Below are 16,351 nucleotides of genomic sequence, written 5' to 3'. Positions count from 1 at the left end.
TATGAAAGTATTTAAGTTTTTAATTGCTATAATATTCGCGAGCTCTCTTTGCGTTATAGCTCAGAACAAACTTACCGATTTTGTGAATCCGTTTGTCGGTACGGACGGGCACGGTCATACTTATCCTGGCGCTTCGTTGCCTTTCGGAATGGTTCAGCTGAGTCCCGATACGGATACCGAGGGATGGGACTGGTGCTCGGGATATCATTATTCGGATAACTCTCTAATCGGTTTCAGTCACACTCATTTGAGCGGCACAGGCTGCGCGGATTACGGCGATATTTTATTTATGCCAACAACGGGCGAACTGAAATTAGAACCTGGCTCGAAAGACGATCCCGACTCGGGGTATCGATCGCGTTTTAAACATGAATCCGAAAAAGCCTCGCCCGGGTACTATTCCGTATTTTTGGAAGACTATAAAATTAATGTGGAATTGACAGTTACAAAGAGAGCTGGCTATCACAAATATGTTTTTCCGGAATCGGAAAATTCTCATATCCTTATCGATCTTGCGCATGGAATTCAGGACAGAGTAATCGATTCAAAATTAATCGTTGTTAACGATACGACAGTTAAAGGATACAGAAGATCGGCAGGTTGGGCCAAAGATCATACAGTCTATTTCTATGCGGTTTTCTCCAAGCCTTTCGAATCCCGCTCTGTTTTTAAGAACGACAAGCCGGTAAATAATAAAGAAGCTGCGGGTAAAAACGTAAAAGCCGCTTTTCATTTTCGAACCAATCCTAACGAACCGGTATATGTTAAAGTCGGAATTTCACATACGAGTCTGGAAGGGGCGGAAAAAAATCTTAAGTCCGAAATTAATCAAAGGGATTTTGATAGTATAAAAAAACAGGCTGAAGCCGAATGGGAAAATCGACTGTCTTCGATTGTCATTGAAGATTCGGACGCGACTAAAAAAAGAATATTTTATACGGCTCTTTATCATGCTTTCCTGAGCCCGAATATTCTCTCCGACGTCGACGGCAGTTATATCGGTATGGACGGTAAAATTCATCACGAAGAAAATTTTACTCTCTATACGGTTTTTTCTCTATGGGATACTTTCAGAGCGCTTCATCCGTTATTTACGATAATTGCTCCCAAAGAAAATGTCGACATGATAAATTCGATGTTGCGCAAATACGAGGAAAGCGGTCAACTGCCAATCTGGGAACTGGCGTCGAACGAAACCGGAACAATGATAGGTTATCATTCGATACCAGTAATTGCGGATGCCATAATTAAAAATTTGCCGGGCATTAACAATGAGCTTGCCTTAAAAGCTATGAAGCGCTCGGCAATGTCCGACGCAAGAGGACTCAACGCTTACAAAGAGATGGGTTATATTCCTTCAGACCATGAGCACGAAAGCGTATCCAAAACGCTCGAGTATTCGTATGATGACTGGTGTATTGCGCAGGTTGCCAATGTAACGGGGGATAAAGATGCCGTTCGTTATTATCTCGAACGTTCAAAATACTACGTTAATCTTTTTGACCCCGTAACGCGATTTTTCAGACCTAAGAAAAACGGCAAATGGGTTTCTCCCTTTGACCCGTATGTAGTCAGTAGAGATTATACCGAGGCAAATTCATGGCAGTATAGCTTCTTTGCGCCTCACGATGTGAACGGCTTGATTGATCTATTCGGAGGAGATGAAAACTTTGACAAGAGACTTGATGAACTTTTCAATGCTGATACGAAATTAAAAGGACGGCATCAACCGGATATTTCGGGACTAATAGGACAATACGCTCACGGCAACGAACCGAGTCATCATATTGCATATCTTTATAACTATATTGGCAAGCCGTATAAAACCCAGGAAATTGTAAATAGAATCCTCAATACGTTATATACAGATAAACCCGACGGCTTAAGCGGAAATGAAGATTGTGGGCAGATGTCGGCGTGGTATGTTTTGAGCAGTCTCGGATTTTATCCTGTTTGCCCGGGTCAGGATCAATACATAATCGGCAAACCGCACTTTGAAAAAGCCGTAATAAATCTTGAAAACGGAAATTCCTTTGTAATCAAAACCCAAAATCTATCCGACCGAAATATTTATATCGGCTCGGCAAAATTAAACGGTTCGTACCATGCCGCATCGTACATAACACATAAAGACATAATTAATGGAGGAAACATTGTTTTTGAAATGGTAGGCGAGCCTACGAACTGGGGATTTGATAAAGTCGACAGACCGCAATCTTATGTGGACTTGGAATTTATTCCTATTCCGTTTATTAAAAGCGGCGAAAAAGTATTCAAAGGAGAGACGGTTGTTGAATTGGAAAGCATCGACGGAGCGGAAATTTATTATGTCCTCGATAGCAACGATCCTAAAACTAACGGCTTGTTATATAACGAACCGATAATAGTTAATAACTCTACCCTGCTGAAATTTGTTTCGAGTAAAGACGGTATATTTAGTAAAGTAGTAACTTCCGAATTTCACAAAGTGCCGACCAATTGGGATATTCATTATAATACTATGTATGATCCTCCATATACTGGAGGAGGCAAATGGGGGTTGATAGACGGTATAAGAGGAAATGAAAACTTCAATTCGGATGCGTGGCAGGGCTATGAAGGAAAAAATCTGAATGTCGTTATTGATCTGGGAAATGCAGAAAAGATTAATGAATTATCGATAAATTTTCTTCAGAATATCGGTTCGTGGATTTTCCTTCCTGAAAAAGTCGAATTTTATTTGTCGCTCGACGGAAAGAATTTTGTGAAGGTTTATAGTGCGGAATATAAACTGACCGAGTATGATAAGTTTGAAGGGATTAAACATTTCGGTACGAAACTCTTAAATAAAGAAGCCAGGTATATTAAAATTATCGGAAAAAATATAGGAGTGTGTCCCTCGTGGCACCCCGGAGCCGGCGGTAAAGCCTGGATTTTTGTCGACGAAATAAACATTAATTGACGCTTGTATTTGGCGGTAATATGTATTATTTATATAGTTTAATTTAATAGGAACAAAAGAATGAGAAGTAAAAAATTGATTTCGTTCCATGCGAGAGTAGTCAAGGACATTAACGAGCAGCTTGTTCTGAAATTAATTCAGGAAAATGAAATAATTGCCAGTTCCGATCTGGCAAAAATTACCGGCATGAGACCTTCGACCATATTCAATATCTTAAAAGAACTATCGGCTAAATCTTTTGTCCTTTTCTATGGGAAAGGAGATTCGACGAGTAAGGGCGGAAAAAAGCCGTATATGTGGACTCTCAATAAAGACGCCGCTTATGTAATAGGATTAGACATCGAAGTAGGCGAGATGTCTCTGGTTGTTCTCAATTTCAAAGGAGAACTGATTTATAAACGAAATATTAAAATAGATACTGTCAATACTGTCGATGAGTTGGCGGATGGCATCATAACCGCCATAAATCTCGCCATAGATGATAATAAACTCGAACATTCAAAAATACTCGGCGTCGGTATAGCGTTCGCCGGTATTGTCGATTGCCGTAGAGGGGTGGTTGTTATGTCGAGTATTCTACCCGATCTGAACTTTAATCTGCTCGAAAAACTGAATGTATTTCCCTTTAAGATATTACTGGAAAACAATGCAAACGCGGTTGCCGTTGGATACAAATGGAAAAACAACGTTAAAGCAAGAAAAAATTATTTGACAATTCTGATTGAGATCGATAAGCATGTAAGCGGTCTTGGAATTGGGATTGTAATAAACGGCGAATTATACAGAGGCTCGTCGTATTGCGCGGGCGAGCTATATCCGCATCTGCCTACGCTGAAAGAAATATTGGCATCATACAGGAGCCGTTTTCCCGAGGGCAAAATACTGAAAAATTATATGAATTCGTTTGACTCGATTGATATCGAGTTGGTGCTTCAAGCGGCTAAAGAAGGAGATGAAATTGCCAGACTGATCTTCTCGAAAATTGGCAGTATTGTGGGACAAACAATAGCTCCAGCGGTTTCGCTGTTGAATCCTGACATGCTTATACTCACAGGCGTAGTTTCGGAACTAGAGGAAATCATTGTGGACTCCGTTCGAAAAGAGATAGAAATGAGGGTGATCTCTATAACAAGCAATGTGCTCGATATAGTTGTAGACAGGTATCATCAATTCTCAGTAGCCGTGGGAGCTGCATCACTTGTATTGGAGAATTTTTTCAAACTCCCGGTTGTTAAACAATAACGTCAATCGATGCATACTTTAAATATTGCCGACATAGCAATTATTTTGATTTATTTTCTGATAGTATTTTCAATCGCATTTTATTATTCCAGAAAGGCAGGAAAGAATACAGGCGAGTTTTTTCTTTCCGGCAGAAATCTACCGTGGTATATCGCGGGCACGGCAATGGTTGCCACTACCTTTGCAGCCGATACTCCACTGGCCGTTACCGAATTAGTAGCTAAAAACGGTATATCGGGCAACTGGATTTGGTGGAATATGGCTATCGGCAGTATGTTGACCGTCTTCTTTTTTGCTCGCCTGTGGCGTCGCGCGCATATAATGACAGATGTGGAATTTATCGAACTCCGGTATGATGGCAAAGCCGCCGCAGCTCTGAGGGGGTTTAAAGCTCTATACCTCGGATTTTTTATGAATATTATAGTGCTCGGCTGGGTGCATAAAGCGATGGAAAAAATATTTACTGTGGTGTTTCCTCAGTTCGATCCTTTTATACTTGTTTCAGTAGCTGCAATTATTATCGGAATCTACACGGCAGCTTCCGGTTTGTTGGGAACGGCAAGAACGGACAGCTTTCAGTTTGTTTTTGCAATGATCGGATGTATTATATTAGCCGTTATAGTTGTATCGTTGCCTGCGGTAGGCGGTATGTCGGAATTGAAAGAAAAAATCTCGCCGCAAGTAATATCGTTTTTGCCTAAAATCGGTAGCGGTGAAGCGGTAAGCGGCATATTTTCAATTTCCCTCGGATCGTTTTTCGCTTACGTCGGTTTGCAATGGTGGGCTAGCTGGTATCCCGGCGCAGACCCGGGCGGAGGGGGATATATAGCTCAACGTATGATGTCTGCAAAGGATGAAAAGCATAGCCTTTTTGCAACGTTATGGTTCACTATAGCTCATTATGCAATAAGGCCCTGGCCGTGGATTCTGGTTGCTTTGGCGGCATTGGTAATTTTACCTCGTACTGATAATCTGGAAAGCCTGAAAATGCAGAATCCCGAAATTTTCGAGAAAGTCGTTCAGGCATATAATTCGAACGAGAACATAAATTCGCTTCGATTTTCAGAATCTCCCGAATTTATCAACATGTATGAAATTTATGAAAATACGGTAGACCCGGGCATTATGTATCCGAAACTGATGGTTCGATATTTGCCTGCAGGTCTGCTCGGATTGCTCATTGCAGTCTTTCTTGCCGCATATATGTCGACGATTGCTTCCCAGCTTAATTGGGGTACCTCGTATATTATTAATGATTTTTACAGGAGATTTATTGCAAGAGATGCCGGTGAAAAACATTACGTAATAATATCGCGCTTAAGCATTATCATTCTCACTATTTTTTCGCTTCTGCTTACCAAATATTTTATGTCTACAATTTCAGGAGCATGGGAATTCATATTGAATGCAAGCGCAGGAATCGGAGCTGTTCTGATACTGCGTTGGTATTGGTGGAGGGTAAACGCATGGTCGGAAATATCGGCCATGGTAGCTCCGTTATTTATTTATCCGTTTGTTAAATATTACCTTGGGATATCTTCTCCGATGTCGCTTTTCCCGATAGTTTTAATTACAACGATAGTATGGTTGATTGTAACTTATTCTACAAGACCCGTTAATCGCAAAAAGTTATTTGAGTTTTACGAAAAAACCGAGCCGGGCGGAATCGGATGGAAAAAAATTACGGATGAAATGGGAATTAAACAATCGGGCGGAATCTTTGTAAGATTGTTCGTGAATTGGTTGACGGGAATTGCAGTCGTGTATTCGTTTTTATTCGGGACGGGCGCTTTGATCTTCCAGAATTATTTTAAGGGCTTCCTGCTTCTTTTAGTAAGCCTGGGAGGCGCCATAGTAATTTATTATAATCTGAAAAAAATCGGCTTTGAGAAAATTATTAAATAATCCCCACCCTGCCTGAATCCTTTTTATACTTCACGCATCATACCCCAAAACAAAATTGTGATGCTTTATGATGTCTGCGCAACCCAAAGTTATTATTTTCTCTACGCCCACATGCAGTTTTTGCAATGCCGCAAAAAGATATTTCCGCGAAAAAAATATCCGTTTTAAGGATATCGACGTTACTCGGGATCAAGCCGCTGCTCGAGACATGATGAGGCGCACCGGTCAAACCGGCGTACCCGTAATTTTAATTAATAATCGTCCTGTTGTGGGATTCGATAAACCTAAAATAAACCGTTTGTTAAACATAAAAGATTAGGAGTAGTTGTTCTATGAAAGTAAAACCAATGGACGACAGAGTATTGATCGAACCTGTCGAAGAGGAATCCAAAACGCCGTCCGGTATTATTATTCCCGATACGGCGAAAGAAAAACCGATTGTCGGTAAAGTTCTGGCTGTGGGAACCGACGAGGATTTGCGGGAAAATATTAAAGAAGGCGACCGCGTTCTCTTTGCCAAATATGGCGGAGAGGATATTACAGTCGACGGCAAAGACCTGAAAATTATTCAAAGGTCGGACATCCTTGCCATTATAGAAGACTAATAAAATTGCATATGTTCCCTTCCTGATAAAAGCGGTATCGACTCGTCAGTCTTTACCGCTTTTTTAATAAAAAACAGCCAACCAAATTGTTTCGGTTTCTTCCGATGTCCTTTCGACGCGGTGTTTCAAATGAGCGGGTATTATTAAATAGTCTCCCTCTTTCAGATCGATTTTGCTGCCGTCTTCAAAACCGAGCTGCGCCTCCCCTTTTAAAAGGAGTACTAATTCGTTTTCGTCTTGGTCGTACCAGAAATCTTTCTTGCTTTTGTGTCCTTTCGAAATTATTCGTTCAATCCGAAATTTGTCGGCGCGTAAAATATCCTCGAAAATTTCTTCGGGTATTTTACCGGGAATATTTACGTACAAATTTTTTACTCCGGGCGGCATCTTTTATTCGGGATAATTTACAATTATAATTTTCATTTCGTCTGAAGAGGCGGCTTCATTTAAAACATTGTCGATTTCGAAAAGGTCTTCGGTATTACTGATTTGTATTATAAATTTTTCGTAACCGGCGAGAATTCTGAAAAGTATATTTTTGTTGATTAATTGTCCTCCGGTTGCGGAAGCCCTTCTATTATAGAAGATTACTATTTTTAAGGGAATATTTCTTTGAACGGCTTCTATCAATCCCAAATGTCCGGCAGATATAAAAGCGAAATCTCCGGTTAACGCCCATACATTCTTGAAGCCTCCTAAATAAGCGCCCAGTGCAAGAGGAATCGAGCCGCCCATGTAGGTAACAATATCGATTGCATTATAAGGAGGGAATGCAAATGCGCTCGACGAGCCGGTGTCTCCGGTTGTAATGTCTCTTTTTAAGTTTTTGAACACTTCGAAAAACGAAAGGTATTTCGAAGCGCCCGCTTTGACTTTAGGAGTCAAACTTTCCGGCACGACCGGTAAATCGGGACGCGATACCGCTTCGAGGTTTCCCCCTTCTGTCTTTGTAGTTAAAACCTTATACTGAAATTCCGCAAGCAGGGGATGAACAACGTGGAAATAAATATTCCTTTTATATGAAAAATTCTTTTTTAAGTCCGGGCGCGGTTGAAATGCTGTCGATTCGTTAATCGACATTGCGTCAATAAGCAGGGCAGTCGGTAGTTTTGTTTTTTCCGAAAGTTGATAAGCTGCATTTACGTCGTCGTAAATTTTTGTCTTATCGGTTTTAACGACCGGAATTTTTATTGATTTGAGAAACGGATGTATATCGAGAATATTGTCGGAATGTTTTCCCGTATGATCTTCGAACACGAATAAAACCAGACCCGCTGCGGGAGTTGTATAGAGAGAATCGGTTATGCTATTAGCGGCTTTCATAACGCCGTGCGCTTTGCAAAGAATTGCGGCGCGCTTTCCCGTAATTGCCGCGCCGTGCGCAATTGTATATGCCACTTCTTCGTGATAAGAGATTTTGCCTATTCTGCCGGCAATTTCATTATACGATACGAAAGTTTCTGAAGCTCCGTATCCGGGCACAAAAGTGACTACTTCAACGCCGTTGTCGTTGAGCGCTTGTCCGAGAGCTTTATGGATCGGTTGGTTAATCATTTCAATTCTTTTAATGAATTTACCGCTTCTTTAATATCGTGTCCGGTCGGATTTTGAAACACTCTCAGTTCGAATTGAGGGATAACGGCAAGTATGTGATCGAATATATTCGATTGAATTTCTTCGTATTCATTCCAGTTGGTTGTTTTTGTGAAAACATAAATTTCAATCGGCAAACCTTGAGGTCCCGGCGGTAAATGCCTGACAAGGAACGTCATATCTTTATTGATATCTTCTCGTTGAAGAAGATATTCTTTGAGATATGCCCTGAAAGTACCTACGTTAGTCATTCTTCTGCCGTTGACGAGAACCGAATCGTCAATGTTGCGTTCTTCGTTATATTTTTTAATTTCTTCTCGTTTATTCTTTATATAATCTTTCAATAATTGAATACGTTCGAATTTTGCTATCATTTCTTCGGTGCAGAATTTAATGCTCGATTGATCGATATAAACCGATCTTTTAATTCTTCTGCCGCCTGAGAGAGTCATTCCTCTCCAATTCTTAAAGGAATCTTCGATCAATTTATAAGTGGGAATTACCGTAATGGTTTTGTCCCAGTTTTGGATTTTGATCACATTCAGAGAAATATCGATCACATCTCCGTCCGCTCCGTATTTGGGAACTTCAATCCAGTCGCCGACTTTAACAAGGTCGTACGAGGAAATCTGAACGCTTGCAACGAACGAAAGGATTGTGTCTCTGAAAACCAGTACCAGCACCGCAGTTAAAGCGCTCAATCCTCCTAGCAAAGCCCAGGGGGATTCGCCCAGTAATGTGGATATGAAAATTACTCCGCCGAAAATGTATACGATTATTTTGACTACCTGTATATATCCTTTAACGGGCTTTTCTTTGAACTTTTCCATCCGGCTCAATACTTCAGTGAAACCCGTCAAAAATCCGCTTATCGTAAAGATTATTAAGAGTACAATGAGCGCATTAATAACAACGTGAATGAAATTTTCAATCGAAGGAATTGTATACGCGAACAGTTTTATTATTATTAGCGGAGCTATATAAGAAACGTTTTTAAGAACCCGGTCGTGCAGAAGTATATCGTCGAGTTCGGTTTTTGTGTGCCGCACGAATTTTTTAATTAATCTTAGTAGTATGTTTTTGGTCAAAAAGTATGCAATAACCGCAAGCAGAAGAATACCGAGAAATTTTATGTTCTCGGCTACAATTGGATATTCTTCCATCAGTTTTTCTATGCTATCCTTCATATCCGTCTCTTTTTATTACAAAATTAATAAAATAATAGTTTTATTCTGAGATTTGCCGCAATAAAATATTATTTTTGAAATTTAATAATATAATCGACTATGATTTCCGACACAAAAACCAGAGCCTATTTGGCTTGGGCCGCCATCTGCTTGATTTGGGGTACCACATATCTGGCAATCAGAATTGGAGTTGAAGACCTGCCTCCGTTGCTTTTTGCGGGATTCCGGTGGTTTCTTGCAGGACCCATTTTATTCCTATTCCTTATTAAAAAGGGCTGCCGCCTACCCGGCTGGCAGGACATTAAGCGTTCTGCGGTTGTAGGTATTCTGCTGTTGGGATTCGGAAACGGATTTGTTGTCTTTTCGGAACAATGGATACCGAGCGGCTTAGCTGCGCTTCTGATTACCACTGTTCCTTTTTGGATAGTGGGAATAGAATCGTTTTATGTCAGAGGTTCCAATTTGAATATGAAAATTATTATCGGTTTGCTTGCCGGCATGTCGGGCGTAACGCTTATCTTCGGCAGCAATATCATTAGCATATTCGATCCGCATTATATTAAAGGCGTTGCCGGACTTTTCGTTGCCGTAACGAGCTGGTCGGTTGGCACCGTTTATTCAAAGTATAATGCTACGGAAGTTCACCCTTTAATGAGCGCCGCCGTACAGATGACAATTGCCGGTACGTTGATGACTTCGGTTAGTCTTATTATCGGCGAACATAAAAATTTAACTTTTACTCCCGAAAGCGTTGCGGCGTTTTTCTATCTGTTGATTGTAGGTTCGTTGATAGGATACGGCTCTTATATCTATGCAATCGAGCATTTGCCCGTTTCTTTCGTTTCAACGTATGCTTATATCAATCCGGTTATAGCGATATTTTTAGGCTGGCTGGTTTTGGACGAAGTAATTAATCTGGAATTGTTTTTGTCTTCCGCAATAATCTTGTCCGGCGTCTATCTTGTAAAAAGAGGCAGCGTCGAGGCAAGAACGAAATTAAGCAGGACGGACAGATAACCCGCCCTGCTTAATTGTTTCTAGATTCTTCTTTTCAGAAATCCTTTTATTAAATCGTTTACCGCGCCAGGATTTTCGACCGGCGACATATGTCCCGAAAGGGGGATTATTGCAAATTCGGAACCGGGTATTTGTTCGGCCATTTTTCGCATTGTTTGGTGAGGAGTTAATCGGTCGAAAGAACCGCATAATACAAGAGTGGGAATTTTTATTTCGGGCAGAACGTGCGTTGTGTCGGTTCGGCTCATTATCGCCAAAATCGCTCCTTTGACCCCCGTCGGATTATTCCTGTGAGCTTTTTCGAGAGTGGATGAGTAATACTCTTCTTTATCTTTAACAGCCTCTTTGGCAAAGCATGTCGGAACGAATTTATTAATAAATGTTTCGAGTCCCTTGGTATTGATCGTGTCGATATTTGCCGAGCGTTTGATTTTGCCTTCGTTATTGTCGGCTTCGGCTCTTGTATCGCAAAGTATTAGCGCCCTGAATTTATTCTGATTCCTTTCAATTGCTCTGAGAGCTATATATCCGCCCATCGACAATCCGCACAATACCGGTTTGCGAAGTTTCATTTCTTTGACCACCATGAACAAATCGTCAACGTAGAATTCCATGGTATATTGTCCGTCGCCTATATAGCTTTTGCCCAATCCTCTGACGTCGTAGGTTACGCAATAATATTCGTTTTGGAGTTCTTTAACCTGACCTTCCCACATTGTATGGTCGTAAGGAAAACCGTGTACGAATACTATCGGTTTATTTTTCGGATCGCCGTAAGTATAAACCGCTATACCGTTAATATTGGTTTTCATAGCATTTCCTTTATTTATTTTTTCGTAAATTTATTTCCATTAAGAAACCAAAATAATATTTCTGATGGATAAAAACTATTCGACATTATCTAATTTGTTACGATATAGAAAAATCATTCTTCTGTCGCTGATACTTGCCGGGCTTCTTGTCTCGCTGAATCTGGACTCGATTCGCTATCCGATAAACGCCGGGTATGAAAAATTGATGCGTGTGATTGGCGGAGCAAAAGAACCCGACAATTCTATCGTTATTGTTCATATAAATTCGGACGACATCGAACAACTGGGAGGCTGGCCTCTCAAAAGAAGTTATTATGCTTTGTTGATAGACAGACTGAACAAGATTGGCGCCGGAAAAATCGGTTTAGAAGTTATGTTTTCGTCGAGGTTGGCTTTTCAGGAAATTTATAATGATTTGTTGAACGAAGTGTTAAAAAAATCGAATAATGTGGTTTTATCCTCGATTGTTGGGGCTTCCGATACGATTATTTATTCTCAACCCAAATACGATATTCCTTCTCTGAAAACAGGGCATTTGAATTATATTGTTTCGGACGGATACTACGTACCGGAATATATTTCGGTAAACGGACAAATTGAAAAAGCGTTCGCGGTGGAAATTGCGGGCGATAATTTTACCGAAGGAGACGATTTACTGAAAGTTAATTTTTACAATTCATGGCGAAAATTTCAAAATTATTCCTTGATAGAATTTTTTGAAGTAATTGAAAATAATCCGACTGAGTTCAAAAAAAAATTTGTTTTAATCGGAGTAAGCGACCCAACGATTGCCAAGACGGTTTCCACTTTCTACGATAAGGAACTTCCGGGCGTCGGGTTTCACGCTTTTGTTCTCGATAATATAATTACGAGCCGATCGCTGAACTACAAATATTCAAATCTTTTGTCGGTTCTAGCAGTGTTGTCGATCCTTATGTTCGTCTTTCTATTGAGATTCGGCTCTCCGGAAGTGCGTATCGTGATCTATCTGTTTTTCATTCTGATTTCATCATTTGTCCTTTTCAATTATTTCTATGTCGTATTCAATTATACGGCGGCGCTCCTTCCTGCCGTTTTAATCTTTGCTTTCGAGTTATATATCAGGCTGTCCGTAAATAAACGGCAGGCATTGCTGGCTATGAGCGAAAGCGAATTGTTGAAAAGAACTCTCGAAAGTAAAGAAGCTTTGCTCGAAAGCATTTCGAAGCATTCCGAGCAGGCAAAAGGAGAGTTGCTCAATCAAATAGAAAAATTGAAAAGCGAGATAAAACAACTAAAAGAACTCGAGCAGGATTCCGAACCGGCGGAAAAGCACGGCGGCAGACACCAATTCGAAAATATTGTTTATAAAAGCGACGAGATGGATAAGATTATAAAAACAATTGAAAAAGTTGCGCCTACGGACGCAACTGTTCTAGTGGTCGGAGAAAGCGGCAGCGGCAAAGAACTGGTGGCAAGAGCAATTCATAATTTAAGCAATCGAAGAGAAAAGGAATTTATCGCTGTTAACTGCGCGGCTTTGACCGAGAGTTTGCTCGAAAGCGAACTTTTCGGCTATGTCAAAGGAGCCTTTACCAATGCGGTGTCCGACAAAAAAGGCTTGTTCGAAGCTGCCGACGGAGGCACTATATTTCTCGACGAGATCGCCGAAACAAGCGATTCGTTCCAGGCTAAACTTCTGAGAGTCATCCAGTTCGGCGAATTACAAAAAGTCGGCTCAACGCAAATGCAGAAAATAAACGTGCGTATAATCGCTGCTACAAATAAAAACCTGACTCAATTAATAAAAGAAGGCAAATTCAGGGAAGATTTGTATTACAGGCTTAATGTGTTCAACATAGAAATTCCTCCTTTGCGGGAAAGGAAAGAAGACATACCGATACTGGCGGAATATTTTCTGGAATGCGAAGCCGACAATCTGAAATTTTCGAAAGCGGTATTAGACAGTTTGGCGAAGAACGAATGGAAGGGAAACGTTAGAGAACTCGAATCTATTGTAAAAAGAGCGGCTGTTTTTGCAAAAGCCGAAGGACGAGATGTAATTCTATTGTCGGATTTGCCGGACGACTACAGGCATTATCGGAAAGCCGACCTTGAGGATTTTATTCTCGATTCTCTGCGCGCAAAAAAGTTTTCGCACTCTTCCGTAGTGGAAACTGCAAGGGAGATCGGGAACGTAAGCCGTACGGTTGTGGGCGAAATTTTACGGGGACTCTTTTTTAAGAATTATGTTCAGAACGATTATGACTTCGACGCTGCCGTCAGGTCAATTGCAGGGACGGACGAGGAAGAGGTTTTGAACAGATTAAAGTCGAAAGCCGCAAAGTATCTTGAAAATATTGAAAACGATTTGAAGAAAATTAAGACCGTCGATTTTGAAGAAGTCAAAAGAGCTTTCACATCAAAATATAAAAACCTGCCGGTTCGCTATCACGACTATCTCGACGCGGTTATCAGATTTTTGATTTCCCGAACAAAAAATAGCTGAGTTGCGGACTAGCCCCGGTCGCTTCGATACGTTCTTCGGACTACTCAGCGACCGCGAGGTTATTTTTCTTAAAACGATGTCTGAGCAGCTCTTGGGGGTAGTGACCGGAAACATTGCAGAGTTTAGTTTAAATTCACAGAAAATAAAGCATGTCGCTTCGATACGTCCTTCGGACTACTCAGCGACCCTGGATAAAAATTTATACGGTGTCTGAGTAGCCCCGAAGGAGCGTATCGAAGACACCGAAGACACCGAGGACACCCACGTCGCCGGTGACAGTAACATAATGCCTTACATTAAAAATAAAGTCAACCGCTCAACAAACCGTTCTTTCCCGCCGCCCTTAACTGACTGAATTCTTTCTTCCAGGCATTTTCAGCCGGTTTTCCAGGCAATTTTAATTTACAAAAAGTGCGAAATTAAGCCGTTTTCTAGGGAAATCAATTTGGCACGTTATATGTTCTTTCTATGGCGGAATTGTTCATAATCACAAAAATCGGAGGTACAAAATGAAAGTAAGAAGGTCTTATTTGGCAATCCCGGCGGCAATATTATTCTTTGCATTATTGTTTGCGGGATGTAACGACAACAGTTTAATTACCGAACCCGAATCGGGACTTTCGGTTAAAGCCGCGCTTGAAAAAATAACTTATGAAGACGAAGCGGTCAACTCTTTCGAACCCAATTTTAATGAAGAAGACGCAATGAATATTTTGGGGAAAGACCTTGCAAAAACCATCTATCCCTTGAGAGTGGGGCAGGTAATCCACCTTGTAGAGCGCGATCTGCAGATTGAATACGGTCCCGACACTGCTCTGGGCACTCTAACCAAAAGATTCGAAGGGGAATTGTTAATACTCGGCGCTTTAGACGACGGCTCTAACGTACCCGACACTCTTGTAAAGAAACCGTTTACGACGGTTATGACGCGCAAAATCAAATATGAACGCGTCGACAGCACGGGCGATAATCTGGTTGACTGGAAAGTAATCGGAATGTCGTTGCCCGAAGCCGGAACGTCCACCGATAATATTGAAATTACTAAAATCACATTAACGACGCTCGAAGGCAATTCGGTTACGATTACTTCTCCGAATGATTTCTTCTTCGATCTGGGAAGAAGACTTATGACTGGCGAGCAGACAATGACCGGCGGAAATCCCGGTAACGGTCAGTACGGAGGAATGGGAATGTCCGGCAATCAAAATCACGGCAACCGGCAATACGGCAACGGAAATGCATACGGCAGCAGAGGTATGCACGGTATGATTCCTTATATCAGAAAAAGAGAACCGGTTACAATTACCGTGGAAGTAAAAAGTATTTATGAAGAGCCCGATTTCCTTACGGTTACTCACGGCGCTTCTGTAATCAATAAAGGCAACAGGGTCAAAGAACGATTTGAATTAATTGATACTCAATTTGACGGCGCGTACTACATACGCACTTACGAAAAGACAATCGTTACAAATGCAATGCCCGGGTTTATGCATGCCGTAGTCAATATGCTTCCTCAGGGAGTAATTAAAGATACCGATACACCGGTCGAAGAAAAGACGTGGGGAATTCCGTATCTTATTCAATAATTGTTTTATCTTTTAGTTAAATAATTATATTTTATGAGGAGGCGGTTGCCTCCTCGTACAATTAAAGGCAGGTCGAGAGAAATGAAAAAGTTTACAATAATACTTTTGATTATTGTTTTTGTATACGGCTGCGGCGAACCTTTGCCGACCGAGCTGACGGAAGTCGACAATAGTTCGGAAATCGAGTTCGAGGCAGTACCTGCCGAATCGGCTAATTTGGATTACGACAGCACGGGCATTGTCGACCGGAACATCGACAAAAGCGTTGTCGTAAGCGTGGTGGGCGTACGCAATACGAATTTCAGAACGGTTCAAACGGAAGGATATTATTATGCCATTTTTAACGATAAATCGAGTCCTGTTCAGGCGGGCAACGGCCATATGCTGGGATATAAAACCAGACAGATGAACGCCGTATTTTTCAACAATTTTCAGGCGCGGAAAATAGAGCATAAAATCAAATACAGAGTGGGTTCGGTTTATATAGACACTTTGCTCGGCGTTAAATATTTTGCCTCTCAGCATATGATGAACATGATGGGAAGGATGAATCGGTTCCCGTATTCGAGTAAAGTGAGTTTCAAAGCAATGAACGGACATCATCAACAGAATATCGAGTTCGATATACCCACGCCTTCCGAAATTACGGGCAGAGTCAGACTAATCGGCAACAGAGAAGACAGGGATGCGTACTTTGAACTCGAATGGAATCCCGAAGGGCGCGGACGCGTTGAAATAGTTTTTGCCGCAATTAATTCAAACGGTGAAATTAATCCGCTAATGAGAGTAAGAGGAAATGACAACGGCAATATGAGAGTGCCATTAAATGTTTTTAGAAATATTATTACAGAACATAACCGCTCGCTGGTAATCAGTTATATCAGGAAAATCGAAAACATAGATAAATTTATTGATGACTCCTATATCGTTTCGGAAAGTATTCATAATATTCGTATCGATCTGCCTTGAAGCGTT

13 protein-coding genes are annotated in these 16,351 nt (G+C 41.1%); 9 read left to right on the top strand and 4 right to left on the bottom strand.

Annotated features, from left to right (window positions below; translation table 11 throughout):
* The first annotated feature begins 1 nt into the window (after position 1).
* The 5 genes from ACOYVE_RS06355 (at position 2) to ACOYVE_RS06335 (ending at position 6,693) form a co-directional block, all read left to right on the top strand.
* Complete coding sequence (locus ACOYVE_RS06355; RefSeq protein ID WP_014856263.1) at positions 2–2,941, top strand: GH92 family glycosyl hydrolase; 2,940 nt, start codon at positions 2–4, stop codon at positions 2,939–2,941.
* A 60-nt stretch (positions 2,942–3,001) separates the two neighbouring features.
* Positions 3,002–4,183 (top strand): ROK family protein, encoded by a 1,182-nt coding sequence (locus ACOYVE_RS06350; RefSeq protein WP_422881299.1) that lies wholly within the window; start codon positions 3,002–3,004, stop codon positions 4,181–4,183.
* Between the two features lie 9 nt (positions 4,184–4,192).
* Entirely contained in the window at positions 4,193–6,088 is a 1,896-nt protein-coding gene (locus ACOYVE_RS06345) for a sodium:solute symporter family protein (RefSeq protein ID WP_422881298.1), read from the top strand.
* 70 nt (positions 6,089–6,158) lie between these two features.
* The gene (locus tag ACOYVE_RS06340) at positions 6,159–6,407 is read left to right on the top strand and encodes a glutaredoxin family protein (RefSeq protein ID WP_014856266.1); all 249 of its coding nucleotides are present in this window, start codon (positions 6,159–6,161) and stop codon (positions 6,405–6,407) included.
* Positions 6,408–6,420: 13 nt separating this feature from the next.
* Entirely contained in the window at positions 6,421–6,693 is a 273-nt protein-coding gene (locus ACOYVE_RS06335; RefSeq protein ID WP_014856267.1) for a co-chaperone GroES, read from the top strand.
* Positions 6,694–6,756: 63 nt separating this feature from the next.
* Here the strand turns inward: ACOYVE_RS06335 and ACOYVE_RS06330 are convergent, their stop codons facing one another.
* The 3 genes from ACOYVE_RS06330 to ACOYVE_RS06320 are packed head-to-tail and all read right to left on the bottom strand — an operon-like array spanning position 6,757 to position 9,473.
* Positions 6,757–7,080: a cupin domain-containing protein gene (locus ACOYVE_RS06330; RefSeq protein ID WP_014856268.1), complete on the bottom strand. Its 324-nt coding sequence runs from the start codon at positions 7,078–7,080 to the stop codon at positions 6,757–6,759.
* A gap of 3 nt (positions 7,081–7,083) precedes the next feature.
* Positions 7,084–8,247: a thiamine pyrophosphate-dependent enzyme gene (locus ACOYVE_RS06325; protein WP_422881296.1), complete on the bottom strand. Its 1,164-nt coding sequence runs from the start codon at positions 8,245–8,247 to the stop codon at positions 7,084–7,086.
* Positions 8,244–9,473, bottom strand: coding sequence for a mechanosensitive ion channel family protein (locus ACOYVE_RS06320; RefSeq protein ID WP_014856269.1), 1,230 nt, complete (start codon positions 9,471–9,473; stop codon positions 8,244–8,246). The genes ACOYVE_RS06325 and ACOYVE_RS06320 overlap by 4 nt, the downstream gene beginning before the upstream one ends.
* Positions 9,474–9,572: 99 nt before the next feature.
* Between ACOYVE_RS06320 and ACOYVE_RS06315 the strand changes: the two genes are divergently transcribed.
* Complete coding sequence (locus ACOYVE_RS06315; RefSeq protein WP_014856270.1) at positions 9,573–10,490, top strand: EamA family transporter; 918 nt, start codon at positions 9,573–9,575, stop codon at positions 10,488–10,490.
* 20 nt (positions 10,491–10,510) lie between these two features.
* Here ACOYVE_RS06315 and ACOYVE_RS06310 read toward each other — a convergent pair whose 3' ends face one another.
* Positions 10,511–11,302, bottom strand: coding sequence for an alpha/beta fold hydrolase (locus tag ACOYVE_RS06310; RefSeq protein ID WP_014856271.1), 792 nt, complete (start codon positions 11,300–11,302; stop codon positions 10,511–10,513).
* Between the two features lie 64 nt (positions 11,303–11,366).
* On the opposite strand from ACOYVE_RS06310, the gene ACOYVE_RS06305 reads away from it, so the two are divergent.
* The 3 genes from ACOYVE_RS06305 to ACOYVE_RS06295 all read left to right on the top strand — a co-directional run bounded on the left by ACOYVE_RS06305 (position 11,367) and on the right by ACOYVE_RS06295 (position 16,345).
* Complete coding sequence (locus tag ACOYVE_RS06305) at positions 11,367–13,790, top strand: sigma 54-interacting transcriptional regulator (RefSeq protein WP_422881293.1); 2,424 nt, start codon at positions 11,367–11,369, stop codon at positions 13,788–13,790.
* Between the two features lie 509 nt (positions 13,791–14,299).
* Positions 14,300–15,376, top strand: coding sequence for a hypothetical protein (locus tag ACOYVE_RS06300; protein WP_014856273.1), 1,077 nt, complete (start codon positions 14,300–14,302; stop codon positions 15,374–15,376).
* Positions 15,377–15,457: 81 nt separating this feature from the next.
* Positions 15,458–16,345, top strand: coding sequence for a hypothetical protein (locus ACOYVE_RS06295; protein WP_422881291.1), 888 nt, complete (start codon positions 15,458–15,460; stop codon positions 16,343–16,345).
* Positions 16,346–16,351: the final 6 nt, after the last annotated feature.

Source organism: Melioribacter sp. (genome assembly GCF_049325435.1).
GTDB classification, from domain to species: domain Bacteria; phylum Bacteroidota; class Ignavibacteria; order Ignavibacteriales; family Melioribacteraceae; genus Melioribacter; species Melioribacter roseus.
This window is presented reverse-complemented; position numbering and strand designations above follow the sequence as displayed.